Source organism: Methylovirgula sp. (assembly GCF_037200945.1).
In the GTDB taxonomy this organism is placed as follows: domain Bacteria; phylum Pseudomonadota; class Alphaproteobacteria; order Rhizobiales; family Beijerinckiaceae; genus Methylovirgula.
The window spans coordinates 1,304,813-1,329,189 of the sequence record NZ_JBBCGP010000001.1 but is presented as its reverse complement, the minus strand read 5'-3'; the positions used below and the strand labels follow the sequence as shown (position 1 = coordinate 1,329,189).

Here is a 24,377-nt window from a genome sequence, read left to right as displayed (position 1 = left end):
CTTCGTTCGAGTTTCCTGTTCATTGCCTTTAGCTGCGGGTGTCTGGGCGTTCCCGGGGCTCGGCACTACCGGAAAAGCCTGGGCCGGATCGTTTGACATTACCGCGGACACGACCGCCGCGGAAACTTTGTCGGACAATCAGACAGGAACGGTCGCAGCGGGCGTCACTTTGACCAACGCCACCAAGAACACGGTTGTTGTAACGGTCACCGGAACCGGAACTTCGCTGACCAATGACGGAACGATTTCGCAGACAAACACAGGGGGCGGCCGCGCAGTACGCGTCACCGGGACAGGCGTTAGTTTCACCTTGACCAATGCGGGCGGGGCGACCATCTCCGCCGCCGGCGACGATGCGATACAATCTCAGCACGACGCCAGCGTCACGATCGAAAATTCAGGCACCATCGAATCTCTCGGCGGCGGCCAGGCGATCGACTTCAATGCCATCACGACCGGGACGAACGAGGTTTACAACTATTCGGCGGGGCTGATCGAGGCATTCGGCGCCGACGCGCTGCGCCCCGGCGTCAATGGTTACATCTATAATGCCGGCAGCATCCGGTCAGAGAACGTTCCTGGCAACGACACCGGCAACGATGGCATCGACGCGCAGAGCAATACGGGCGTGACCATCGACAACGTTGGCCTCGTCGACGGCGCGCGGCACGGTGTCACGGGCGGCAACACCGATACGACCACGGACGGCTCGTTTGCGATGACCGTCACCAACGAGGCTGGTGGCACAATCGTCGGCGAGGACGGATCGGGCATCAACATCGATGGCTTCAATGGCAACGAGGTCGTCACCATCACCAATCACGGCACGATCACGGGCAACGGCATCACCGGCGACGGGGATGGCGTCGACGTCGACGGCCTCGTCAACCTGGTCAATACCGGCACGATCAAATCCACGCAGGCCTTCAACGACGTCAGCGAGGGCGTGACGGTTGGCGGCGGCACGATTACCAACAGCGGCACGATCGAAGGCGACAACATCAACGGCGGCGCCTCGCACGGCATCACGCTGGCGGGGATCGACAAGGACAGCAATGGCAACCCGATCCCGACGCAGGGCATCTATGCCGACACGACCGTTACCAACAGTGGGCTGATCCGTGGCGAGACCGGCGCGGCGATCGCCGTGACCGGCGCGGCCAACGCCTTTACGGTCGAGATTGAAAACCAGACGGGCGGCGTCATCGAAGGCGGCGGCTCCGTGGCGGCGATCTCGACCGGGGGCAATGACGCGACGATCATCAACTACGGGACCATCACGGCCGACAGCAGCGGTCTTGCGATCAACCTCGGCAGCGGCAACAGCGCCGTCCAGATTCTCGGAGGCAGCGCTGTCGTAAACGGCGATATGGATGGCGGCACGGGGACCAGCACGCTCCTCATCGCTCCTGGTGCAGGAAACAGTTTCACCTATAATGATGTCATCTCCGATTTCGCATCGGCGACCATTGGCGCAGGAACGGTCACGCTGAACGGCGCCAACACTTACACGGGCACAACCACAATCGATCAAGGCGGCGTGCTTGCCGGCATCGGCGCGGTCTCGACTATTGTTGTCGAGATGGGCGGTACGTTCGCGCCGGGCGCACGGGGCGCGCCGGGAACCTCGATGACCGTCAATGGCAACCTCGCCTTCCAGTCTGGTTCGACCTATCTCGTGCAATTGAATTCGACGGCCTCGACTTTCGCCAAGATCACCGGCACCGCGGCGCTTAACGGCGATGTTCTGGCCCTCATTGCGACCGATGCCAGCCCGCAGCATCAATATACGATCCTGCAATCGGCCGGTCTCAACGGTACGACCTTCGCAGGCGCCGTGACCAGCATGCCGGGCTTTCGCGCAACGCTGACCGATACCGATGATGACGTGCTGCTGAACCTCAGCGCCGCGCTGGGTCAGGGACAAGGCCTCGCGCGGAATCAGCAGAATATCGCCAATGCGTTGAACCGTGTCTTCAACGATGGCGGTACGCTGCCCGCGGCTTTCATGCCCGTTTTCGACCTGAGCGGCGGCGCGCTGAGCAGCGGCTTGGCGCAAATCTCAGGCGAGCCGGCGACGGGCGCGCAGGAAAGCGCCTTCAGGATGCAGAATTCCTTTCTCTCGCTGCTGCTTGATCCGTTCGCGGAAGGTCGCGCGAGCGGCTCCGACGGTTTCGCCGCGACGGCTTCGTCCAGCGGATCCGGCATGCTGGCTTACGCCGATGGCCAGACGCTGCCCATTCTCAAGGGACCGCCGCCGGCGCCAATCTTCGCCCCGCATTGGGATGCCTGGGGTGCTTCTTTCGGCGGCGGTGCATTCACGTCCGGCGATGCAAATCTCGGCGCGGCGAACACCTCAACCACCGCGGTCGGCTTCGCTGTTGGAGCCGATTATCATCTCGCGCCGGGCAGCCTCATCGGTGTCTCGCTCGCGGGAGGCGGCACGGACTGGTCGCTCGGCGGCGGCCTCGGCAGCGGCCGCAGCGATGTCTTCCAGGCAGGTCTCTACGGCGTGCAGGACTTTGGCCGCGCCTATCTCGCCGGCGCGTTCGCCTTCGGCAATTATTGGGTCACGACCAACCGGCTCGTCTCCATTCCCGGTGGCGGCACGTTGGGGGCGAATTACTCGGCGCAAGGGTACGGCGGCCGCCTTGAGACCGGCTATCATGTCCCGCTGTCCGCAATCACGTTCACGCCCTATGCGGCCTTGCAGCCGCAGGCCTTCAGTTCGCCGGCGTTCAGCGAATTTGCCTCGGCTGGCAGTTCAACCTTCGCGCTCAGCTACAACGGCGACACCGGCACTGAGGTACGCGGCGAATTGGGCTCATGGGCGAATACAACGCTGGCATTGGAGAACCACGCGGTGAACCTCTTCGGTCGTCTGGCCTATGCGCACGACTGGCAGAGCAATCCGAGCCTCGGCGCCAATTTCCTGACGCTCCCGGCGGCGAGCTTCGTCGTCGCGGGCACCAAACCCGCCTCCGACCTCGCGCTAACGACAGTGGGCGCAACGCTGGATCTCAGCCACGGGTGGTCCCTAACAGGAAAGTTCGACGGCGAATTCGGCCGCGGCTCGCAATCCTATGCCGGCACCGGACGCCTCACCTACAATTGGTGAGGCGCGGTTAGCGAACGTTTCTCGTCATGCCCTAAAAGTGGATGGCCGGGTCAAACCCGGCCATGACGCGAGTGATAGAAGACGGCGAAAACTCAGGTGTGCCGGCCGAGCACTTCCTTGACGGCTTTCAGCAGATCGACTTCCGGCACTGAAAACTGCGCCTTGGTGCGCAATTCGAGATAATCCGCACGCTCTTTGCTCGATGCAGCGAGTTCCGCGCCAAGTACCAGATCGCGGATGGCAATCTCGCCTTTATCGCGCTCGTTCGAGCCCTGGATGATGGCGCAGATTGCATTGCGTTTGTCGGCATATTTCAACTGCGCGTTCATACCGGATGAACCGAGATAAAGCTCGGCGGCGATACCGGCATTGCGTAGCATCGAAACAAAACTCTGGTAGCGCGCGAGTTCGGCCTGATCGAGAACCAGCACGATCACCGGGCCGCGTTGTTGCGCGCCCGCGACGACCGGCGAATTGATCGCCTTCAACGCTGCGTAGAGCCGCGAGACGCCGATGGAAAATCCGGTCGCCGGGACATCCTCGCCGCGGAAACGGCCGACGAGGCCATCATAGCGCCCGCCGCCGCCGACCGAGCCGAAGCGGACGGGGCGACCATCCTCCTCTACAATCTCGAACGTGAGTTCGGCTTCAAAGACGGGGCCGGTATAATATTCGAGACCCCGCACGACGGATGGATCGATGCGGATACGACGCGTTCCAAAACCAGCCGCAGAGCATATGTCGGAGATGGCTTGCAACTCATCCAAGCCCTTTTCAACTTTTTCATTATTGCCAAAGTGCCCACGAAAAACCTTAAGTGTCTCATCGTTTGAAATGGCATTTTGAGGTGCTTCTGGCAGCATCGCGGCGTCGGCTCGTAGATTTTCTCGCAAGCTGGAAACATCAACAAGCTGCGCATTGGAGTGCAACCACGTCATAATTTCGTGTTGTTGATCTTCGTCGAGATTGGCGCCTCTTGTGAAATCGCCTGATTCATCCTTGCGGCCGTTGCCAAGAAGAAGGCGGACCTCATCACCAAACTTGTCAAACTTGTCCATTGCCCGCAGCACGGTCAGCCTGCGCCCTGTATTCTCGTCGCCACCTAAGCCAATCGCTTCGAGTACACCATCGAGCACTTTGCGGTTGTTGACCTTGATGACGTAATCGCCGCGCTGGACGCCGAGCCGCTCCAAAGTATCCGCCGCCATCATGCAGAGTTCGGCATCCGCCGCGACGGAGCTTGTGCCGACCGTATCGGCATCGAATTGCATGAACTGGCGGAAGCGTCCCGGCCCCGGCTTCTCGTTGCGGAACACATAGCCGGCACGAAACGAGCGATAGGGTTTCGGCAGCCTGTCGTAATTCTCTGCGACGTAGCGCGCGAGCGGCGCGGTCAGATCGTAGCGCAGCGACAGCCATTGCTCGTCATCGTCCTGAAACGAAAAAACGCCTTCGTTTGGCCGATCGAGATCGGGCAGGAATTTGCCCAGCGCCTCGGTATATTCGATGAACGGCGTTTCGACGGCCTCGAAACCATAGAGCCGGTAACTCTCCTTGATCGCCGCCAGCATCCGCTCAGTCGCGGCGATCTCGGCCGGGCCGCGATCACCGAAACCGCGGGGCAATTTAGCCTGGGTTCGTGGCGTCTTTTTAATGTCATTCATGCTGCGCAAACCTCTTCGCGGCGCTTCTAAGCTATCAAAGAGAGAAGCGAAAGCTGGCCGCGGAGATCTCACCCCTTGGTGGCGCCGCAATCGCCTCCCATATCTGTGCCGCGGGGAAACCCGAACCACGGGAGAAAGTCATGTCACCCGAAGAACGCCAGTTGCTCACCGGTCTTTTCGACCGCATACGTGCGTCGGCCCACACGCCGCGCGACCCCGAAGCCGAGGCGTTGATTGCGGACGCCGTCAAAACCCAACCCTATTCGCCCTATTTTCTGGCACAGGCGGTCATCGTCCAGAATCAGGCGCTGGAAGCTGCCAATCAGCGGCTCAACGAATTGCAGGCGCAGATCAACGCGCAGCAGCCGCAGGGCCAGCCGGCCGGCGGCGGTTTTCTGAGCAGTCTCGGTTCCATCTTCGGCGGCCCTTCGGCACCGCCCGAGCCACGCCCGCAGCAGCCGCTGCCCGGCGGCCCCTGGGGCCAAAGCCCACAAGGGCAGGCGCCGCGCTCCTACCCGCCACAACCGTCCTATCCCCCGCAAGCGCCGTGGGGCGCTCCGCCCGTCGGTGGCGGTGGCGGCGGTTTCCTGAGCGGCGCCTTGCAGGGCGCGGCGGGTGTTGCCGGTGGCGTGCTGCTGGCTGATTCCATCCGCAGCCTTTTCGGCGGCCACGGTGGCGGTTTCGGCGGCCTCGGCATTGGCACTGGCGTCGGGGGCTTGGGAAGCGGCCTTGGCGGCGGCGAGACGGTCGTGAATAATTATTATGACGACGACGGCAGCAAAAGCGGCGCCGATAGCGTCGATATCTACGACGACTCGAACAACAGCACGGATAATTTCGACACTGGCAACGACAATAGCGGCTCGTTCGACGTCTGAACGCCGCATCCAACGGCCACAATCCAATTAGCCTCGCCGTCCGCCGGCGAGGCTTTTTCTTTCTTACTCCGGCACGCAAATTTCTGACAGCTAGACCGGAACGATTTTGCCGCCCGACTGTTATCGTGCGGGTGCGTTATGCATTGGCGCGCGGATCGCTCATACCGGCAACTCATGATGGCCCGCCAGGGTCGCGGCCGGATAGCCAATGAGCACCGTCAGCCGGGGGCGTGATTTATGGAGAGTCTTTTGCGGGATAACAGACCTTCCGCGCCGCCAACACCGGCACGGAATTGGGCGCTGTTTCTCGACCTAGACGGAACCCTGCTCGATATCGCGGCGACTCCCACCTCTGTCATCGTCCCTCGCGACCTTATCAGCGACCTGCAGGGTGCCGCGCGTGCGCTGAACGGCGCCGTCGCGATTGTCAGTGGCCGGGCCTTGGCCGATATCGACCGCCTTCTGAGTCCTTTGCGGTTAGCGGGCGGCAGCGAACATGGCGTTGTGGTCCGCTTGCCGGACGGCACCGAAGAAGGAATGGGTCAGCCTGTTCCCATAAGCTGGACCCAGGCCTTTATCGACTTGCAGAAGGTATTTCCGGGCGTGGCGACGGAAGTGAAACCGCATAATGTCGTCGCGCATTTTCGCAACGCGCCAGAGCGCGAAGGCGATGTAATGCGACTTGCGCAGGAACTTGTCGCACGCAATCCGCGAGATTTCGAATTGATCGAGGCCAAGATGGCGGTGGAAATTCGTCCGCGCGCGATAAATAAGGCGCGCCCTGTTGAGCGTCTGATGTCTATGCCGCCTTTCAAAGGCCGTTTCCCGGTCTTTGTCGGCGACGATGTAACCGACGAGGACGGATTCGAAGCCGCTCGGGCGCATGGCGGCCTTGGCCTCCATGTCGCAACACGATTCGACGGCCAGCCGCAGAATGTGCGCGACTGGCTGAAACGCGTTGCCGACCTCTGAGGCGCCCGGTCATGGCTACGCTTGATCTCGCGGCTATCGGCAATTGCGCCATCGCAAGCCTTATCGACCGCAACGCCCGGCACGTGTGGTTCTGCTTTCCGCGTCTCGACGGCGATCCGGTCTTTTCGGCGCTCATCAATGGCGAGGACCCGCAGCAGGGCTTTATGGATGTCGTCGTCTGCGACACCGTCGAAACCACGCAGCGCTATATCCGCAACACGGCTGTGCTCGAGACGATCATTACCGACAAAAACGGTGGCCAGGTTCGCATTGTCGACTTCGCACCGCGCGCACCGCGTTTCGGCCGCAGCTTCCGGCCACCCATGCTCGTCCGCCGCATCGAGCCGCTAACCAAACGCGTACGGCTTAAGGTCCGCATCCGCCCGCATTTCAATTATGGCGCGACCAGACCGACCATCAGTTTTGGAAGCAATCATGTGCGCTATACCGGCGGCCAGATGACCTTGCGCGTGACCACTGACATGGCGATCGCGTATCTTTTAGAAGAAGCCGAATTCGCGCTCGACAAGCCGGTCAATCTTTTCATCGGCCCTGACGAATCCGTGCCGGAAGCACCCGACACACTGGCACAAAGTTTTCTCGCCGCGACGATTGAGGATTGGCAGGCCTGGGTCCGCGGTCTCTCCATTCCGTTCGAATGGCAGAACGAGGTCATCCGCTCGGCGATCACGCTGAAGCTCTGTAGCTGCGAAGATACCGGCGCCATCGTCGCCGCTTTGACAACCTCCATTCCCGAGGCGCCGCACACGGCGCGCAATTGGGATTATCGTTTCTGCTGGCTGCGCGACGCCTTCTTCACTGTGGGCGCCTTGAATCGGCTCGGCGCGACACGGACGATGGAAAATTTCATCCGTTTCATCATCGACGCGGTTCTTCGCGCCGATGATGTTGCGATTGCGCCGCTCTATCCGATCTCGACCTCGACAAGCTCCGAGGAGCGGCTGGCGTCGGCGCTGGCCGGCTATCAGGGCATGGGACCGGTGCGCATCGGCAATGCCGCTGTCTCGCAAATCCAGAACGACGCCTACGGCTCAATCATTCTCACCGCCGCGCAAATTTTCTGGGATGCGCGGCTGACCTATAAAGGCCTGGCGACGCTTTATCAGCAATTGCGCGGCGTCGGCCGGCTCGCGGCGCGCTGTGCGCTTACGCCCGATGCCGGGCCGTGGGAATATCGCGGACGGGCAAGCATCCATACGTATTCGGCGGCCATGTGCTGGGCGGCGCTGCATCGTCTGGCCCTCATCGCCGAGCGCGTCGGCGAATCCGCCGAGGCCCAGGAATGGGAAGCACTCGCAACCAAGCTGCGCGCGGAGATTTTGAATCGCGCGACAATGCCGGAGGGCTGGATTTCCGGCGTGCTCGATGCGCCGTTCGTCGATGCCACCTGCCTGCTCCTGGCGGAGGTTGGGCTTCTGCCGGCAAATGATCCGCGCGTTGTGAAAACGCTCGATGTCATCGGACAGCGACTCGTGCGCGACGGTTTCGTGATGCGCTATGACGAGGCGGACGACTTCGGCCATCCGGAAACGGCATTTCTCGTCTGCACTTTCTGGTACGTCGATGCACTGGCCTTGGCCGGCCGGCGCGATCAGGCGCGGGAGATCTTCAACAATGTTTTAGCCGTCCGCAACGGCGCCGGTCTTCTCTCCGAGGACGTGATGGCGGGAACGCGGACGCTCTGGGGCAATTTCCCACAAGCCTACTCACATGTGGGACTCATTCATTCGGCGGCGCGGCTTTCGCGCAGCTGGGAGGAAGCTTTATGGCGCGCGTCGTAATCGTCTCGAATCGCGTGCCCTTGCCGTCGAAAGGCGCGAAGGCTGGCGGCCTCACCGTCGCTTTGAAGGATGTTTTCAAGCAAGGCGCGCTCTGGCTCGGCTGGAGCGGCGAGATCGCGGCGCAAACCGCAACCTCGGCGAAAATCCACAATACCGGCAAACTCGACTTCGCGACTCTCGATCTGTCGGAAGACGACTACCGACAATTTTATGTCGGCTTCGCCAATTCGGTGCTCTGGCCTTTGCTTCATTTCCAGACGGGATTGCTCGAATTCGACCGCGAGGATTTCGCCGGTTACCTTGCCGTCAACCGGACTTATGCCAAGGCGCTCGCCGAATTGCTGCAGCCGGACGATCTTATCTGGGTGCATGATTATCATCTGATCCCACTCGCCGAAGCTTTGCGGGCGCTGGGGGTCAAGAACCGGATCGGCTTCTTCCTGCATGTGCCGTTCGTGCCGGCCAGTGTCTTCGCGATCGTGCCTCCGGCTGAAAAGCTTCTGCGGATGATGCTGACCTATGATGTCGTCGCCTTCCAGGCGCGCCAGCATTTGCACGATTTCGAGGATTGCCTGCTGAGCTTCCTCAACATTGCGCGGCAATCGGGCGAACCGATCTGGTATGAAGGGCGTCCCGTCATCGTCGATGCGATCCCCATCGGCATTGATTCACGTGGCTTCGCGCGCCAGGCGAAAAAGGCGGAGCAAAGTCGCGTCGCGCTCCGGCTCTTCGACAGTATGGAGGGCCACGCTTTCATGATCGGCGTCGACCGCCTTGATTATTCCAAGGGACTGCCAAACCGGTTTGAAGCTTTTGGCTATCTGCTCGATCGTTACCCCGAGCATCGAATGCATGTAACGTACCTTCAGATCGCCGCCCGTTCGCGCGAGGACGTCGCCGAATATCAGCGCCTGAAGCGCGAACTCGACCGCTTGTCGGGCGACATCAACGGCCGTTATGCGGATTTCGATTGGCAACCCTTGCGCTATATGACGCGTGCTGTCGCACGCGCGAGCCTCGCCGGGTTCCACCGTCAGGCTCGGGTCGGGCTCGTCACGCCATTACGCGATGGCATGAATCTCGTCGCCAAGGAATATGTGGCCGCGCAGGACCCTGAAAATCCCGGCGTTCTGGTACTTTCGCAATTTGCCGGCGCCGCGGAAGAAATGACCGAGGCGATCATCATCAATCCTTACGATCCGGAAGAAATCACCGAGGCCATGCATGAAGCGCTTGTCATGCCGCTCGATGAACGCAAGGACCGGCACGAGAAGCTTTTCGAGAAAATCTGCCAGACGACCGCTGTCAGCTATTGCCGCGATTTTCTCAATGCGTTGGCGGGCGGCACCAACGGCCATTCGTTCACATCACAATGACTTTGGTGCCGATGCCGACGCGGCCATAAAGGTCGATCACATCGTCGTTCATCATCCGGATGCAGCCGGACGAAACACTCGTGCCAATCGAGTAAGGCTCGTTGGTTCCGTGAATTCGATAGAGCGAGCCGCCAAGATATAGGGCGCGCGCGCCGAGCGGATTGCCGATCCCGCCCGCCATGTGCATCGGCAGGTCCGGGCGCCGCTTCAGCATTTCCACCGGCGGCGTCCAATCCGGCCATTCGGCCTTGCGCGAAATGCGCTCAGTGCCCGACCACGCGAAACCCTCACGGCCGACGCCGACTCCATAGCGCAGAGCCTTGCCATCCTTCTCGACGAGAAAGAGAAACCTATGCGCCGTGTCGATCACGATCGTTCCGGAGCGTTCGGAGCCGGCATAGGCCACCTCCTGCCGCATGAACATCGGGTCCATTGTGCGCTGAGGCTCGGCCGGTGTTGCACTGGCGTAATAGGCGGGAGCCGGTTGATTGTAGGTAGCGGCGCGGCCGCCGGACATGACAAATTCGAAGAAACCGCCGCCATAGCGTCCGGTCGGCGCGGCGCTTGCGACCTGTTGTGTCTGAGGGTTGTTGTAAGTTTGGGCGATCGCTGGCGAAGCCAGCAAACAGACGCCAAGAAAGGCGGACGAAAACCGCAAGGACGCAGGCTGCTTCGACATCGAAATCCACAACCAGAAAGCTGACGATGCCTTTGTTATAATGCGAAACGCGCTTTTACGGCTCAAATCCGCGCGGCGTGGTTAGGGAATCGATAATGTTAATGCCCTCTCATCAAAGTAAAAGCATTGTTAAATTGACAGCGGGTTCTTTCAGCAAATTCGCGGTTCTTCATTGGCCCGCGGGCGCTCGGGTGCTAAAAGTCTCAAGTGAAGCGATTCATGCGACTTGCCCCCTGGCTCGCGATCTTGCTGATCGCCGTACTCTCGCTGACCCCCAGCGAGTGGCGTCCGTATGCCAGCCATTCGATCCTGACTGAGCGTTTCGTCACTTATTTTCTGGCGGCCCTGATCCTCACAATTCGTTTCCCGCGGCCGGCAGCAGGCATCGAAATCGCCGCCTGGCTCAGCATCTATTCTGGTACTCTTGAAATCATCCAGCTTCTGATTCCGGGCCATTTCGGGCGCTACGGCGATTTCGTCATGAGTTCGCTCGGCGCGCTATGCGGCGTCGCCTTCGGCCTGCTTGCGACGATCTGGTGGGAGCATTGGCACGTGCAACCGGCAGAGAGCGTCTCTGAACATTTCGAGACACCCGGCAGTGCCGAGGACGTCGCTCACACGCGATTATAGACGTCCTCAAGCCGCACGATATCGTCTTCGCCAAGATATGAGCCGGTCTGCACTTCGATCAATTCGAGATCGATCTTGCCCGGATTGGCGAGCCGGTGAACGGCGCCGATCGGCAGGAAGATCGACTCGTTTTCATGAACCTGGAGGGTCTCGCTGTTACGCGTGACCTCGGCCGTGCCGCGCACGACGATCCAATGTTCGGCGCGGTGAAAATGTTTCTGCAATGACAATTGCGCGCCGGGCTTCACCACGATGCGCTTGACCTGATAACGCGGGCCATTGTCGATCGATTGATAATAGCCCCACGGCCGATAGGAGCGTTTATGCTCCAAAGCTTCGCGCCGATTCTCGGCTTTGAGCCTATCGACGAGTTGCTTGACCTTGTCGCCATGCGCGCGGTCGAGCACCAGCACGGCGTCCTGCGTCGTAACAACGATGACATTATCGACGCCGACCACCGTCGTGAGATGATCGTCGGAACGGATATGCACGTTCTTGGCGTGCATCACGATGCCATGGCCACGCACCGAATTGCCGTCGCTGTCATGCGGCGATAATTCATCGACCGCCGCCCAGGTGCCGACATCGGACCAGCCGATATCCGCCGGCACGACGGCGGCCTTGTCGGTATGTTCCATCACTGCATAATCGATCGAGATTTTCGGTGCGCGCGAGAACGCCTCCTTGTCGAGAAGCAGGAATTCGAGATCCTTGCGCGCTTTGCCCAGAGCTTCCGCCGCCGCATCAAGGACGAGCGGCGCGTGCTGGCGTAATTCTGCCTGCATGACGTCGGCGCGAAAGATGAAATTGCCAGCATTCCAAAGATAACCTTCGGCGCAATACCGGGCGGCGGTCTCGGCATCGGGCTTTTCAACGAAAGCCTCGACCTGCAGAACCGAGCCATCATCCATGACGGGCTTGCCGGTCTTGATGTAGCCATAGCCGGTCGCGGGCCCCGCGGGCTTGATGCCGAGCGTCACGATATAACCTGCTGACGCTGCCTCGGCTGCGGAGCGGCAAGACGCGATGAACGCGGCGCGGTCCTTGATGACGTGATCCGCGGCAAAGATCGCAACGATCGTTTCCGGCGCGATTTCGACCGCGAGTTCTGTCCCGACCGCGACGGCCGGCGCCGAATCCCGCCGGATCGGCTCCAGCACCACGCGCGCGGCGCGGCCGGTTTCCTTCACCTGCTCAGACACGAGGAAGCGGTAATCCTGATTCGAAATCACAATTGGCGGCTCGAACAACGGATCGTCGATGTTCTCCAGGGCCAGTTGAAAGGTCGAACGCGCGCCAAACAGCGAAATGAATTGCTTTGGCAGGCTTTCGCGTGATTCCGGCCAAACCCGGGTGCCGGAGCCGCCGCACATGATGATCGGGAGAATTTTCAAGTCGTTGTTCCGAAAGTTAAAATCTCAACTTAGGCCTTGCCGCGCAGTGAATTCGCCCGAGGCCGGATTGCATGAATAGGCTAATGCCTTGCCAGATCAAACCAAAATGGCTTTACCTCAAAAAGGTCCCGCCGCGCTTTTGCGACGATTTTATGAAATTTCCGTTTGCCGCTCGCGCGCACATGGGCGGCAATGGCGGCGCCTGCGGCCTGAGCGGCTTCATCCGCCGCCAATGTATCTTCGTCCCGACCAAGACCTACAAAATAGGAATGCGCCATCAACACATCGTTTTCGTCGCCAAGGAAACTCTGTATGCGTTTGAGCGCACCAACAAAAGCACGCTGGTTTTTGCGAAGTCCCTTCCGACCCGCGATCCGCACGAGATTGTCGAGAAATTCCACGTCATAGCGTAGATTTTTTGCATGTATCCGCGTGCGATGGCGCTCTTTGGAACTCGCTTCCTCCAGCTCGTCGGAGCGCCGCGCGAATTTTTGGATAAGCTTACTGAACTTGCGCTGAACGAAGGCGCCAATCAACTCGTCGCGGTCTTTTGTGCGCACCGCCTCGCGCGTCCATTCGCCGGCATCCACCCAAGCAAGGAGACGCAGCAGCAACGCTTCAGTGTCTGGTGCTTTGAGTGCCGCAACAAGCGCCGCATAGGCTTTTTCCCGTCGCGCTTCGAGAAGCTTGCGGACGGGAAGCACCGGCAGTGAAGGGTTTTCGGCCGAATATTTGGTAAGATTGCTTAAAAGCACGTCGAGGTCACGGGCGGCGCGTAGCGGACTTTTGAGGCGCTGCAAGTCTTCTTTCAAGACATCCGCATCTTCGCCCGCAACGAGCGGCAAAAATAGACGCCATGCCGCAGAAAATCGGCGCAGGGCGACGCGGCCCTGATGCACACCTTCTTTGTCGCCCAAAAAACGCACGCGCGCCTGCGCTAGAAGAAAGTGATCGATTGTCGCATGCGCGATGGTCTGAAATGCCGTCGCTGCGGACATATCGAATGTCAGCCGCGGGGTGATTGCGCCGGGCAGCGGAACGTCAAGCCGGCCAAGCTGCCGATATGCTTCGAGCGCAAGGGATTCGCCAGTCATCCACAGCGGGACGACCTTAGCCGCCGCAGCGAGGAAGGCGAATAGGGGTGCCGCAAAAGCGGCGGCATAGGTCACAGTCAGACGCGCGAGCCGTTTGCTGCCCACGCCAGCAAGAGCGCCCTGTTCCAACACCACGCCGGCGTGACCACCAGCAACCGGGAGAGACCAAAAGCTGCGTTTGGTCTCGCTCTGGAATGCGACTTCAAGCTGCTGCTTCGTGCTCGCAGCACGCAGGAGGCTTTGCAATTTTCGCGCATCGGGTGGCGCCGCGGCAGACATCGCATGCCGGAATGTCGTCCATCCCTTTTCCCCGGGCAACCCACGCATAAAGCGATCAAGCGCCTGTTGCGTGTCGTTCAACGTCGCATCGCCCCGGCGGCGGATGCCATAGGCAAAGCCGAACTTGCCGATCGCGCTCTCCGGCGTGTCGAGATAGAGCGACAGCACCTTCGTCTCCGCGGTCCATCGCGCGCCCGCGATGCCCAGCTGCGCAATCAACTTTTCGCAATCGCCGGGTTCGAGAGAAAAGGCCAAACTTCTTTCGAATCTATTGGCCATGATCACATCTTCAGACGCTCTGCGCGACGTGCATCGCCCCATGCGGATTTACCCCAGCAATCTAACGATATTCAAAGACGGGAGCTTGTCTTATGATCTGCAACAAGTTCTTTCTGCAACGAATGCTTCACGCGTGCAAATGCCTCTTTATCCGACGTGGCAAGATATTGCGCTACGCCTCGCGCTGACGCTGATTGCCGCCGCAGCCGTCGGCATAGACCGTGGGGTGCGCGGCCATGTCGCCGGCTTGCGCACCACGATCCTTGTCGCGCTGGCGGCGGCTCTCGCGATGATCCAGGCCAATATTCTGCTGTCCGTTTCCGGCAAGACAGCAGCCTCCTTCGGCGACATGGATTTGATGCGTCTCCCGCTTGGCATATTGACAGGCGTGGGTTTCATCGGCGGCGGCACGATTTTGCGCCGAGGCGATCTCGTCACCGGCGTAACCACCGCGGCGACATTATGGGTGATGACCGTGATCGGCCTTTGCTTCGGCGGCGGCCAAATCTACCTCGGGATTGCCGGAACAATCCTCACCGTTTTGACGCTCTCGACCTTGCGCTGGTTCGACGCGCGAATTCCGCGCGAGCAACGCGCCATTCTCGTCATCCGCGCCACAACGCAGGATGGGCTTTCTGACCGGCTGAACCAAGTACTGGCGCCGCTCGGTTATCATGCGTCGCTTCAGCGCCAAAGCCAGAGCGGGCATGAAACCAAACTCTGGTTCGAGATTTTAGGCAAACGCGCCGAAGCGCTCGGGCCACCCCTCGAACTCATCAAGCGCATCAATGAGACGTTCGATGTTGCAACGTTCGAGATGACGATCGAGCCGCACAATTAGCGGGTCGCGTTCTTCAACTGCACCGAGGTTACGCCGCCTGCTGCTTCGGCCGCACTTCGTTCGAATAATCTTCGACGAATGCGCGTGAGAGCGCGGCCGGCACGAACTTATAGGGACCGATTTCGGAGACGGGCGTGACCTCTGCCCCCGTGCCCGTGACGAAGCATTCGTCGAAATTGGCAAGTTCTTCCGGCATGATCCGCCGCTCGATCACCTCGATGCCGCGGCGCCGGGCAAGGTCGATGACCGTGCGCCGGGTGATACCGTCGAGGAAGCAATCGGCGATCGGCGTATGCAGCGCGCCGCCGGCGGCGAAGAAAATATTGGCGCCGGTACATTCGGCGACGCGTCCCTGCCAGTCGAGCATCATGGCATCGGCATAGCCGCGCCGCTCAGCGCGATGTTTCGAAATCGTGCAGATCATATAAAGGCCCGCGGCCTTGGCGGCGGTCGGCGCCGTCTGCGGATCGGGGCGGCGATATTCGGCGATATCGAGGCGGATGCCCTTCATCTTCTCTTCGACGTTGAACATGCTCGGCCACGCCCAGACGGCGATTGCCGTATTGATCGTCGAATTCTGTGCCGCAACCGCCATCATCTCGCTACCGCGCCAGGCAACCGGGCGCACGTAACAATCCGTGAGGCCATTCTTATCGACGACGAGCTGCTTGGCCGCGTTCAACTCGGCGACGGAATAGGGAATTTCAAAATCGAGCACATTGGCAGAGCGTTTGAACCGCTCCGAATGCTCCGTCGATTTGAAAATCCGCCCATCATAGGCGCGTTCGCCTTCAAACACAGAGGAGGCATAATGCAGGCCGTGCGACAGAACATGCAGCTTCGCGTCGCGCCATGGAACCAGAACGCCATTCATCCAGATGAAACCCTCACGCTGGTCGAACGGCAAAACGGACATGACGCTATCTCCTTTCGCGCGGGCCGAGCTCGCCCGCGGCACATTCTGACTCTGATCAGCCCGTCGCGCAAAAAGTTTACATGCCTTTGGCGAGCGGAAACGGCATCTTGACGGCTATCAATCCTCTTGGAATATGTCAACATCACTGACTTAATGCCCGGACCGTCCGGGGCCTGACGGCGCGGCGCCAGCGTGCTATGGGCCATGAAATTCTACCTGGACCATGCAATTCGGGAATTCGGCTGATGGAATCTTTGACGCGGAGAAAAAACGCCGAACCCAGCCTGCCGGTTGCGGCGCGCCTGACGCCCGCGGCACAAGCGGAAGCGGAGCCGATGTTCGATCTGATCGAACTCCTGTTCTTCGCCTATCGGGATTTTGTCAGTGACGCCGACCGGTTGCTTGAAAACTACGGTTTTGGCCGCGCGCATCACCGCGTCCTGCATTTTGTCAGCCGCCGCCCCGGCCTCACCATCGCCGAACTGCTCGACATTCTGAAGATCACCAAGCAGAGCCTCAATCGCGTCCTCAAGGAATTGCGTGACGAGGGCTATGTCGAGGTGCGCGCCGGCGCCATCGACCGGCGGCAACGCCAGCTCTTTCCCACCAAGACGGGCGTCAATCTCGCGCTGAGCATTGCGAAGCTTCAAACTCAGCGGTTCCGGCGCGTCTTCGGACATTTGCAGAAAAACGCCCGGCCCGACGCCATCGCCTTCCTGCTCGCCATGATCGACCCGCGCGAACAGGAGAAAGTCGCGACGCTGGTGGCTTCGGGCACCCGGCTCAAATCGCTTGGCCGTGAGCTATGACCGAATCCGAGATCGAACGCGAAGCCGAATCCGGCGCGCCGACGATCCCGGCCGACGACGCCGCGCACCTGCTGATCGTTGACGACGACCGGCGCATTCGCGACCTGCTGCAACGCTATCTGAGCCGCGAGGGCTATCGCGTCACGCTGGCCGGCAATGCCGAGGAAGCGAATGCTGCGCTCAAGAATCTGTCATTCGACCTCATCGTTCTCGACGTGATGATGCCGGGGGAAAACGGATTCGATTTCGCGGCGCGGCTGCGCACCGATACATCCGACCGCGGTCGCGTGCCGATCCTCATGCTGACGGCGAAAGCCGAAACCGACGACCGGATCGCAGGTTTTGAAAACGGGATCGACGATTTTCTCGCCAAGCCCTTCGAGCCGCGCGAACTGCTTTTGCGCATCGGCTCGATCCTGCGGCGAGCGCAGCCGCCGGCGCCCCCGACGCAAATCACGCATGTGTATTTCGGCGGCTTCACGTTCGACCTGCACCGGGGCGACCTCCGGCGCGGCGAGGAAGTCATCCGGCTGACCGAGCGCGAGCGCGACATGCTGCGGCTGCTCGCCGCGAAACCGGGTGAAACCGTCAGCCGCGAATTGCTCGCCGGCCCCGGCGCCGCCGGAAACGAGCGCACCGTGGACGTTCAAGTCAATCGCCTCCGCCACAAAATCGAACGCGACCCAGCCAATCCGCTGTATCTGCAGACCGTGCGCGGCGCCGGCTATCGCCTCCTTATCGATCGCTGATGAACCAGACGTCCGCCAGCCCATCACTACAGGGCTCTCTCGCCAAGCCGCGCGCCCTCTGGCGCAGCGTTGCACAGCGGCTCAAATCGCTGATGCCGAAAGGCCTCTACGCACGTTCGCTGCTCATCGTCATTTTGCCGATGCTGATTCTGCAGACCGTGGTGACCTATGTCTTTCTGGAGCGGCACTGGCAGCTCGTGACCCGGCAGCTTTCGACCGCGCTGGTTCAGGACATTGCCGCGGTGATCGACGTCCACAATTCCTACCCGCAGGACAAGAATTACGACACGCTGACGCGGATCGCTCAGGAGCGCATGAATATCGATATCGAGTTCATGCCGAAGGGGCCCTTGCCGCCGCCTCTTTCGAAGCCGTTTTTCTCGATCGTTGACGGCGCGCTGTCGAACGAGATCCAGCGTCAGATCGGTCGTCCCTTCTGGCTCGACACAGTCGGGCGCTCCAATCTCATCGAGATTCGTATTCTTCTCGATAATTCGATCCTGCGTGTCGTTGCCTATCGCAGCGCCGCCTATGCCTCGAACTCGTACATCTTCCTGCTCTGGATGCTTGGCACGTCGCTTGTGCTGATCGTCGTCGCCATCGCTTTCCTGCGCAATCAGATCACGCCGATCGTGCGGCTGATGACGGCGGCCGAAGCGTTCGGCATGGGGCGCGAAGCCGAATTCCGGCCACGTGGCGCGCGCGAAATCCGCCGTGCCGGTTATGCCTTCATCGAAATGAAACGCCGCATCGAGCGCAACATCGAGCAGCGGACCGCGATGCTGACCGGCGTCAGTCACGATCTCCGCACCATTCTCACGCGGTTCAGACTCTCGCTGGCCCTGATCGGCGATACGCCCGAAACCGGTGATATGCAGAAAGACGTCGAGGAAATGCAGCGGATGCTGGAGGCCTATCTCGCCTTCGCACGCGGCGATTCCGGCGAAGCGGCGGCGCGCACCAATATGAATGATTTTCTGGCGGGGCTCCGCAGCGAGGCCGAGCGCCATGGCGCCGAAGTCAGCTCCTCCTACCACGGCGATCCCATCGTGATGGTGCGCCCGGCGGCCTTCAAACGCTGCCTCGCCAATCTCGTCGGCAATGCTTTGGTACATGCAAAGAAAATCCGGATCGACGGCCAGCGCGATCAGCGGTTTCTCACCGTCAATGTCGATGACAATGGTCCAGGCATCCCCGCGGATCAGCGCGAAGACGTCTTCCGCCCGTTCTACCGGCTCGACGCCTCACGTAATCAGGATCAGGGCGGCACGGGGCTCGGCCTCGCCATCGCCCGAGATATCGCGCGCTCGCATGGCGGCGACATCACGCTTGGCGAAAGTCCCCTCGGCGGCCTGCGCGCGACGGTCCGCGTGCCGGTTTAGCGACGCACCCATCTCTCTCATCGCATCGGATTGGCCCGAAAACCGCTGCGCACTTTTCGGTCCAATGCGCTCTAGTTAAACGTCGTTGGCGTGTCTTCTTTGCTGGCCTCATGAAGACCGCCACGGCGGCGGTCAAGAAACGAGCGCGCGATCGAGAACAGCGGCGAGGCCAGACGGCCCATGTCTTCGACGCGAGCAAGAACGGCGCTGCCGCGCGCGAGCTCGCGCTCAAGTACGGCCTTCGTCGGCGCGAGGTCGGGGCTGTCGTCCGTGAACCAGGTCGCCAGCACGCGTCGCCACGCCAAGGCGAGGCCTTGCAGCTTGACCACGCCAACAGGGCCTTCCGAATCTATGCCGGCCGCCTCGAGCATGAAGCGCATGGAATTCATCGATTCCTTGTTCAGCGCCGCGGCTGCGAACGGATCGCGCACGCTCCATTCGCTGATGCTCTCAAGTCCCGGCCGGTAGGGTTTCAAAACCTCGAGACGGCGCAGCAGCACCTCAAAGAGCCGATCCTTGGGGGACTGATCTGGCTCAGGTGCCGGGACGTCGTCGAGCACCGCCTTATCGATCTTGCGCATGAAGGCCGCGAGCACCGCGCCCTTCGATGGAAACGCATCGCGGAATGCCGACAACGAAACATTGGCGCGCATGGCAATGTCGCTCAGCGGGATGTCTTCCCAATGCCGCTCACCGGCAAGTTCGAGCAGAGCCTCGACAATGGAGTCACGCGGGGACGTGGCTGCGGATTTCTGGCTGATATCGGCCTCGGTCACGCTGACCTCCTGCGCTAGGGACGGATGGAAACTAGGCTGTGCCGCCGGCCAGTCAAGCCAGACCTTGAACGGCACAGCAATGGAAAGCTAAGGCAAACGCTCGGCGATGCCGACGGGTTGCCTTAGCCGGACAATTGCCCCGCGCGTCGGAGGGCCGCGGCCACGGCGCGGCCGATGAGATCGGCCAAGGCGTCGCCGCCCATCAACTCCGTGAGAGCCGCTTCAGTGGTGCCCCCGGGCGAGGTCACATCGGTACGCAATTTTGCCGGTGACGCTTCAGGCGTCGCCGCCAGCAGGGCGCCTGCACCCTCGATCGTCGCGCGCGCCAGTCGCGCGGCGACGTCCGGATTAAGTCCCTGCGCGACGCCGGCCTTCGTCAGGCATTCGGCCAGATAAAAGACATAGGCCGGTCCCGATCCCGAAATTGCGGTCACGGCATCAATCGAGCTTTCATCGTCCAACCAGACGACGGCGCCGCCGGCTTCGAGGAGCGCCTGAGCCGTCGCCTTCTGCTGGCTCGTGACGGCGGCATTGGCGACCACGCCGGTGATGCCCGCGCCGATCGCTGCCGGGAGATTGGGCATGGCGCGGACCACTGCGCGCGCGCCGGGCAAATAAGCGGTCGTTCCCACCAGCGTCTTTCCGGCGAGGATCGAGACAATAAGCGTTTCATGTCCGATCAAGGCCGCCAGGGCCGGCGCGGCGCCTTCGAACGTCTGCGGCTTGATCGCGAGAACGAGGACTTCGGGCGGCGCAGGCGGCGCGCCAAGCTTTACGCCGCGCGCGGCACAAAACGCCTGCATTTCCGCCGACAGCGCCGGATCGAGGACATGCACACGGGCCGGATCGAGCCCGAGATTGAGCCAGCCCTTCAGCAAAGCACCGCCCATACGGCCGGCGCCCACGAGCAGCAGCGAGGCGGGGAAATCCTCCCCGCCAGAAAAGGTCATTTCAGGCTTCGCCTTTGGTTTCGAGCAGGGCGGTTTCGAGCGCCTCACGGCCGCTCTTACCGGCCCACACCACGAATTGGAAGGCTTGATAATAACGTTCGCATGCGGTCACCGCATTGCTCATGGCGGCTTCGCATTGGCTGGCATTGAGCACAGCGCCGCCAGTCAGCAGAATGGAGTGCCGGAACATGACGACCCCATCCTGAGGCCAGATGTCGAAATGGCCGATCCAGAGCTGTTCGTTAACGAGCGCGATCAACGACAGCGCGTCGGCGCGGCGCGCTTGCGGAATTTTGAGATCGAAGGCGCAGGCGATATGCACCGCCTCAATATCCGTAAGCCAAGTGAAGGCGATGTTATAGTCCGTCCAGGTGCCGGTGACGCAAATAGAGATTTCGTCTTCGTCCTCGCGCTCATAGGCCCATTGATTTTGGGTGGCGATCCTTTCGATCTGGTCGACGGGATTTTCGGATTCAGTCTGGGTGATTTCAGTCTGCGAGAGCGACATGCCTTTGCCCTGGGACGTCGCGGCTGGCGCCGCGATCAAAATTTCACTGCCAAGGGAGATTTCCCGAGACGGCTCACGCAACGGCGACACACTACACTTCGCTCCAAGGCTCTAGGCGCGGCAATTTCCATCGTCAGGGCCCGACCGCGCGGCGACTCATATCGCGAACCCTGAAACTGAATCACATCGTCAGGTGATTCTGCAACATGGTGACGACGGGGATAACGCGGACAAAATTATCCTGCGGTCTTGCGCGCTGCGGCCGCGTCAGCAAAGGCCCGGCGATTCGCCTGAGCGTCGAAGAGGGCGCCTTGCCGCGCATGGCCGGCAAGGCAAAGCGCAAGGCTTGCCCGAAGCTTATGCGCGAAGCGCCGCGAAAACGGTGGATAAGCAACGGTACGTCACGGCGACTCAGATCGACCAATCGCCCGAGTCGTCGAACCGCTCGATATGGCGGCGCTCCACCAGCCAGCCGATGACACGCGCGACCGATTGCGCCGGCGAATCCCCGTCGTGGCCGAGTACGAGCTCGGCCTTTTCCGGTGGCTCATAAGCTTGATCGACGCCCGTGAAATTCTTGATCTCGCCAGCGAGCGCCTTCTTGTAGAGACCTTTCGGATCACGCTTGATACATTCTTCAAGCGGCGTATCGACGAAGATTTCGACAAACTCGTCCGCCTTCAATGCGTCGCGCACCATCTGCCGGTCGGCAGCGAAGGGTGAGATGAAAGCGCAAAGCACAATGAGCCCCGCGTCGGTCATCAGCTTGGCGACTTCACCGATGCGGCGAATGTTTTCGACTCGGTCGGCCTCGGTGAAGCCCAGGTCCTTGTTGAGACCGTGGCGGATATTGTCGCCATCGAGCAGAACCGTATGGACGCCACGAGCATGAAGCTGGCTCTCCAGCAGATTGGCGATGGTCGATTTGCCCGAACCGGAAAGGCCGGTGAACCACAACACCGCCGGGCGCTGATGCTTAAGCCGCGCGCGGGCTTCGCGCGTGATCGTCAAATCCTGAAGATGGACGTTGGTGGCGCGGCGGAGACCATGCGCGACGAGACCCGCCGCAACCGTCGCATTGGTATAGCGGTCGATCAGGATGAAAGCGCCGGTGCCATGATTTTCCTTATAGGGATCGAAGGCGATCGGCGTTGTCGTGGCAAGGTTGCAGAACCCGACTTCATTGAGCGCCAGCGATTTGGCCGGCATCTCGCTGAGACTTGTCACATCGAGCCGATATTTGATCGCGGTCACCGAAACCGGCACCGTGCGCGTGCCGATCTTCATGAGATACGAACGGCCGGGCAACAGGGCCTCGTCGTTCATCCAGATGAGTGAGGCGGCGAACTGGTCGGCAACCTCCGGTCTTGCCTGCGGCGGCACGAAAATATCGCCGCGACTTACGTCGATTTCGTCGGTGAGCGTCAGGGTGACGGCATCCCCCGCTCCGGCGCTTTCAAGATCGCCGTCAGCAGTGACAATACGGGCGACATGCGATTCACGCCCTGAAACTGCGACCGTTACCGGGTCGCCCACGCTCACTGTGCCGGATACGATGGTCCCGCAAAAGCCGCGAAAGTCGAGGTGCGGCCGGGCAACGGCCTGCACCGGCATGCGGAACGGCAGGCCACTCAGATCTTCATCGACCTCGACCGTTTCGAGATAGTCGAGCAGCGTCAGGCCATCATACCATTGCGTCTTCTCGCTCTTCTCCGTTACATTCTCGCCGAACCGCGCCGAAATCGGAATCGGCTGGATCGTCGCGAAATTGAGCTTGGTGGAGAACACTTCGAAATCGGCGACGATCTTGTTGAAGACCGCCTGATCGTAATCGACGAGATCGATCTTGTTCACCGCCAGCACCACATGGCGAATGCCGAGCAATGAAACGATGGTCGCGTGGCGATGTGTCTGGGCCAGCAGGCCCTTGCGCGAATCAACAAGCAGGATGGCGAGATCGCAATTGGAGGCGCCGGTCGCCATGTTGCGCGTATATTGTTCGTGGCCGGGCGTATCGGCGACGATGAACGAACGGCGCGGCGTCGAGAACGCACGATAGGCCACATCGATCGTGATGCCCTGCTCGCGCTCGGCCTCAAGCCCGTCAACAAGCAGCGCGAAATCGATGTCCTTGCCGACGGTACCATGCTTCTTCGAATCGCGATCAAGCGCCGCGAGCTGATCGTCGAGGATGAGTTGCTGATCGTAAAGCAGGCGGCCGATGAGCGTCGATTTCCCATCGTCAACCGAGCCGCAGGTGAGGAACCGTAGCGTCGGCAGATTGGCTCCCGCATTCTCCGTTTCGACGACCGGCAGGACGCTGATTTCGGCGAGTTGGTCCATCAAAAATAACCCTCGCGCTTTTTCTTTTCCATCGATCCGGACTCATCGTGATCGATCAGCCGGCCCTGACGCTCCGACGTGTTGGCGCTGCGCATTTCGGCGAGGATGCCATCGAGCGTCTCGGCGTCAGACCGGATGGCGCCGGAAAGCGGATAACAGCCCAAGGTGCGGAAGCGGACGCGCTCCAGCCGCGGCGATTCGCCGGCCCGCAGCGGCAGGCGCTCGTCATCGACCATGATCAGTGTGCCATCGCGGTCAACGACCGGACGCTCTTTGGCAAAATAAAGCGGCACGACCGGAATCGATTCCGCCGCCGTGTAATCCCAGACATCGCGCTCGGTCCAATTCGACAGCGGGAACACCCGCATCGATTCACCGGGCTTGATGCGTGTATTGAACAGACGCCAAAGCTCCGGACGCTGATTGCGCGGGTCCCATGCGTGGGTTTCCGAGCGATGCGAAAAGATGCGCTCCTTGGCGCGGCTCTTCTCTTCGTCGCGCCGTGCCCCGCCAAAGGCCGCGTCAAACCCGTACTTATCGAGCGCCTGACGCAACGCTTCGGTCTTCATGACCTGCGTATGCAAAGCCGAGCCCGAGGCGACGGGCGAAATGCCCCGCCGCAAACCGTCTTGATTGGTGTGAATGATGAGTTCGACGCCGAGTCGTTTCGCCGTCACATCGCGAAAGGCGATCATTTCCTTGAACTTCCAGGTCGTATCGACGTGAAGCAAGGGAAACGGCAGCTTGCCCGGATAAAACGCCTTCTGCGCCAGATGAAGCATGACGCCGGAATCCTTGCCGATCGAATAGAGCATGACCGGCTTGGCGAATTCCGCGACGACCTCGCGCATGATGAAGATGGATTCGGCCTCGAGGCGGCGCAGATGCGGCGTCAAAGCTATATTTACAGTCAGCATAAGTTATATACCAAATTCTAC

20 protein-coding genes are annotated in these 24,377 nt (G+C 60.9%); 10 read left to right on the top strand and 10 right to left on the bottom strand.

Going from position 1 to position 24,377, the window contains the following annotated elements:
• Nucleotides 1-22: 22 nt before the first annotated feature.
• Complete coding sequence (locus WDN02_RS06525) at nt 23-3,118, top strand: autotransporter domain-containing protein (protein WP_337292723.1); 3,096 nt, start codon at nt 23-25, stop codon at nt 3,116-3,118.
• 92 nt (nt 3,119-3,210) lie between these two features.
• Here the strand turns inward: WDN02_RS06525 and hisS are convergent, their stop codons facing one another.
• Complete coding sequence (hisS, locus tag WDN02_RS06520) at nt 3,211-4,782, bottom strand: histidine--tRNA ligase (RefSeq protein ID WP_337292722.1); 1,572 nt, start codon at nt 4,780-4,782, stop codon at nt 3,211-3,213.
• Nucleotides 4,783-4,922: 140 nt separating this feature from the next.
• On the opposite strand from hisS, the gene WDN02_RS06515 reads away from it, so the two are divergent.
• The 4 genes from WDN02_RS06515 (at nt 4,923) to WDN02_RS06500 (ending at nt 9,810) form a co-directional block, all read left to right on the top strand.
• The gene (locus WDN02_RS06515; protein WP_337292721.1) at nt 4,923-5,660 is read left to right on the top strand and encodes a DUF2076 domain-containing protein; all 738 of its coding nucleotides are present in this window, start codon (nt 4,923-4,925) and stop codon (nt 5,658-5,660) included.
• 249 nt (nt 5,661-5,909) lie between these two features.
• On the top strand, nt 5,910-6,632 hold the full coding sequence (otsB, locus tag WDN02_RS06510) for a trehalose-phosphatase (protein WP_337292720.1): 723 nt from the start codon (nt 5,910-5,912) through the stop codon (nt 6,630-6,632).
• Between the two features lie 11 nt (nt 6,633-6,643).
• Nucleotides 6,644-8,434: a glycoside hydrolase family 15 protein gene (locus WDN02_RS06505; RefSeq protein WP_337292719.1), complete on the top strand. Its 1,791-nt coding sequence runs from the start codon at nt 6,644-6,646 to the stop codon at nt 8,432-8,434.
• A complete protein-coding gene (locus WDN02_RS06500) occupies nt 8,419-9,810 on the top strand; it encodes a trehalose-6-phosphate synthase (RefSeq protein WP_337292718.1) in 1,392 nt (463 codons plus the stop codon). The genes WDN02_RS06505 and WDN02_RS06500 overlap by 16 nt, the downstream gene beginning before the upstream one ends.
• On the opposite strand, the gene WDN02_RS06495 is transcribed toward WDN02_RS06500, so the two are convergent.
• Complete coding sequence (locus tag WDN02_RS06495) at nt 9,797-10,489, bottom strand: L,D-transpeptidase (RefSeq protein WP_337292717.1); 693 nt, start codon at nt 10,487-10,489, stop codon at nt 9,797-9,799. The two genes, WDN02_RS06500 and WDN02_RS06495, sit on opposite strands and share 14 nt — an antisense overlap.
• A 219-nt stretch (nt 10,490-10,708) precedes the next feature.
• Between WDN02_RS06495 and WDN02_RS06490 the strand changes: the two genes are divergently transcribed.
• A complete protein-coding gene (locus WDN02_RS06490) occupies nt 10,709-11,119 on the top strand; it encodes a hypothetical protein (protein ID WP_337292716.1) in 411 nt (136 codons plus the stop codon).
• Here WDN02_RS06490 and WDN02_RS06485 read toward each other — a convergent pair.
• Together WDN02_RS06485 and WDN02_RS06480 are read right to left on the bottom strand one after the other, a co-directional pair.
• Nucleotides 11,104-12,492, bottom strand: coding sequence for a mannose-1-phosphate guanylyltransferase/mannose-6-phosphate isomerase (locus tag WDN02_RS06485; protein ID WP_337294883.1), 1,389 nt, complete (start codon nt 12,490-12,492; stop codon nt 11,104-11,106). The two genes, WDN02_RS06490 and WDN02_RS06485, sit on opposite strands and share 16 nt — an antisense overlap.
• Before the next feature lie 101 nt (nt 12,493-12,593).
• The gene (locus WDN02_RS06480) at nt 12,594-14,165 is read right to left on the bottom strand and encodes a CHAD domain-containing protein (protein WP_337292715.1); all 1,572 of its coding nucleotides are present in this window, start codon (nt 14,163-14,165) and stop codon (nt 12,594-12,596) included.
• Between the two features lie 139 nt (nt 14,166-14,304).
• On the opposite strand from WDN02_RS06480, the gene WDN02_RS06475 reads away from it, so the two are divergent.
• On the top strand, nt 14,305-15,006 hold the full coding sequence (locus WDN02_RS06475) for an MgtC/SapB family protein (RefSeq protein ID WP_337292714.1): 702 nt from the start codon (nt 14,305-14,307) through the stop codon (nt 15,004-15,006).
• A 28-nt stretch (nt 15,007-15,034) separates the two neighbouring features.
• Here the strand turns inward: WDN02_RS06475 and WDN02_RS06470 are convergent, their stop codons facing one another.
• Complete coding sequence (locus WDN02_RS06470) at nt 15,035-15,922, bottom strand: branched-chain amino acid aminotransferase (RefSeq protein WP_337292713.1); 888 nt, start codon at nt 15,920-15,922, stop codon at nt 15,035-15,037.
• 245 nt (nt 15,923-16,167) lie between these two features.
• Between WDN02_RS06470 and WDN02_RS06465 the strand changes: the two genes are divergently transcribed.
• From WDN02_RS06465 to WDN02_RS06455, 3 genes are read left to right on the top strand one after another with little or no spacing between them, the layout of a single operon-like run.
• Entirely contained in the window at nt 16,168-16,731 is a 564-nt protein-coding gene (locus WDN02_RS06465) for a helix-turn-helix domain-containing protein (RefSeq protein WP_337292712.1), read from the top strand.
• On the top strand, nt 16,728-17,480 hold the full coding sequence (locus WDN02_RS06460) for a response regulator transcription factor (protein ID WP_337292711.1): 753 nt from the start codon (nt 16,728-16,730) through the stop codon (nt 17,478-17,480). Before WDN02_RS06465 ends, WDN02_RS06460 begins: the two co-directional genes overlap by 4 nt.
• Nucleotides 17,480-18,862, top strand: a complete 1,383-nt coding sequence (locus WDN02_RS06455; RefSeq protein WP_337292710.1) for an ATP-binding protein — start codon at nt 17,480-17,482, stop codon at nt 18,860-18,862. Before WDN02_RS06460 ends, WDN02_RS06455 begins: the two co-directional genes overlap by 1 nt.
• Before the next feature lie 71 nt (nt 18,863-18,933).
• On the opposite strand, the gene WDN02_RS06450 is transcribed toward WDN02_RS06455, so the two are convergent.
• From WDN02_RS06450 to cysD, 5 genes are all read right to left on the bottom strand, one after another.
• A complete protein-coding gene (locus tag WDN02_RS06450) occupies nt 18,934-19,638 on the bottom strand; it encodes a TetR/AcrR family transcriptional regulator (protein WP_337292709.1) in 705 nt (234 codons plus the stop codon).
• 122 nt (nt 19,639-19,760) lie between these two features.
• The gene (gene proC / locus WDN02_RS06445) at nt 19,761-20,588 is read right to left on the bottom strand and encodes a pyrroline-5-carboxylate reductase (RefSeq protein ID WP_337292708.1); all 828 of its coding nucleotides are present in this window, start codon (nt 20,586-20,588) and stop codon (nt 19,761-19,763) included.
• 1 nt (nt 20,589) lies between these two features.
• Nucleotides 20,590-21,096 carry a YbjN domain-containing protein gene (locus WDN02_RS06440; RefSeq protein WP_337294882.1) on the bottom strand — a complete coding sequence of 169 codons (507 nt, stop codon included), beginning with the start codon at nt 21,094-21,096 and terminating at the stop codon, nt 20,590-20,592.
• Between the two features lie 411 nt (nt 21,097-21,507).
• Nucleotides 21,508-23,442 (bottom strand): sulfate adenylyltransferase subunit CysN, encoded by a 1,935-nt coding sequence (gene cysN / locus WDN02_RS06435; protein WP_337292707.1) that lies wholly within the window; start codon nt 23,440-23,442, stop codon nt 21,508-21,510.
• Nucleotides 23,439-24,356, bottom strand: a complete 918-nt coding sequence (gene cysD, locus WDN02_RS06430; RefSeq protein WP_337292706.1) for a sulfate adenylyltransferase subunit CysD — start codon at nt 24,354-24,356, stop codon at nt 23,439-23,441. The genes cysN and cysD overlap by 4 nt, the downstream gene beginning before the upstream one ends.
• Nucleotides 24,357-24,377 lie beyond the last annotated feature (21 nt).

Coding starts and splice junctions, on each gene's coding strand:
- hisS (WP_337292722.1), bottom strand. CDS start 4,782: ATGAATGACATTAAAAAGACGCCACGAACCCAGGCTAAATTGCCCCGC.
- WDN02_RS06515 (WP_337292721.1), top strand. CDS start 4,923: ATGTCACCCGAAGAACGCCAGTTGCTCACCGGTCTTTTCGACCGCATA.
- WDN02_RS06505 (WP_337292719.1), top strand. CDS start 6,644: ATGGCTACGCTTGATCTCGCGGCTATCGGCAATTGCGCCATCGCAAGC.
- WDN02_RS06500 (WP_337292718.1), top strand. CDS start 8,419: ATGGCGCGCGTCGTAATCGTCTCGAATCGCGTGCCCTTGCCGTCGAAA.
- WDN02_RS06495 (WP_337292717.1), bottom strand. CDS start 10,489: ATGTCGAAGCAGCCTGCGTCCTTGCGGTTTTCGTCCGCCTTTCTTGGC.
- WDN02_RS06490 (WP_337292716.1), top strand. CDS start 10,709: ATGCGACTTGCCCCCTGGCTCGCGATCTTGCTGATCGCCGTACTCTCG.
- WDN02_RS06485 (WP_337294883.1), bottom strand. CDS start 12,492: ATGTGCGGCGGCTCCGGCACCCGGGTTTGGCCGGAATCACGCGAAAGC.
- WDN02_RS06480 (WP_337292715.1), bottom strand. CDS start 14,165: ATGGCCAATAGATTCGAAAGAAGTTTGGCCTTTTCTCTCGAACCCGGC.
- WDN02_RS06475 (WP_337292714.1), top strand. CDS start 14,305: ATGCCTCTTTATCCGACGTGGCAAGATATTGCGCTACGCCTCGCGCTG.
- WDN02_RS06470 (WP_337292713.1), bottom strand. CDS start 15,922: ATGTCCGTTTTGCCGTTCGACCAGCGTGAGGGTTTCATCTGGATGAAT.
- WDN02_RS06465 (WP_337292712.1), top strand. CDS start 16,168: ATGGAATCTTTGACGCGGAGAAAAAACGCCGAACCCAGCCTGCCGGTT.
- WDN02_RS06460 (WP_337292711.1), top strand. CDS start 16,728: ATGACCGAATCCGAGATCGAACGCGAAGCCGAATCCGGCGCGCCGACG.
- WDN02_RS06455 (WP_337292710.1), top strand. CDS start 17,480: ATGAACCAGACGTCCGCCAGCCCATCACTACAGGGCTCTCTCGCCAAG.
- proC (WP_337292708.1), bottom strand. CDS start 20,588: ATGACCTTTTCTGGCGGGGAGGATTTCCCCGCCTCGCTGCTGCTCGTG.
- WDN02_RS06440 (WP_337294882.1), bottom strand. CDS start 21,096: ATGTCGCTCTCGCAGACTGAAATCACCCAGACTGAATCCGAAAATCCC.
- cysD (WP_337292706.1), bottom strand. CDS start 24,356: ATGCTGACTGTAAATATAGCTTTGACGCCGCATCTGCGCCGCCTCGAG.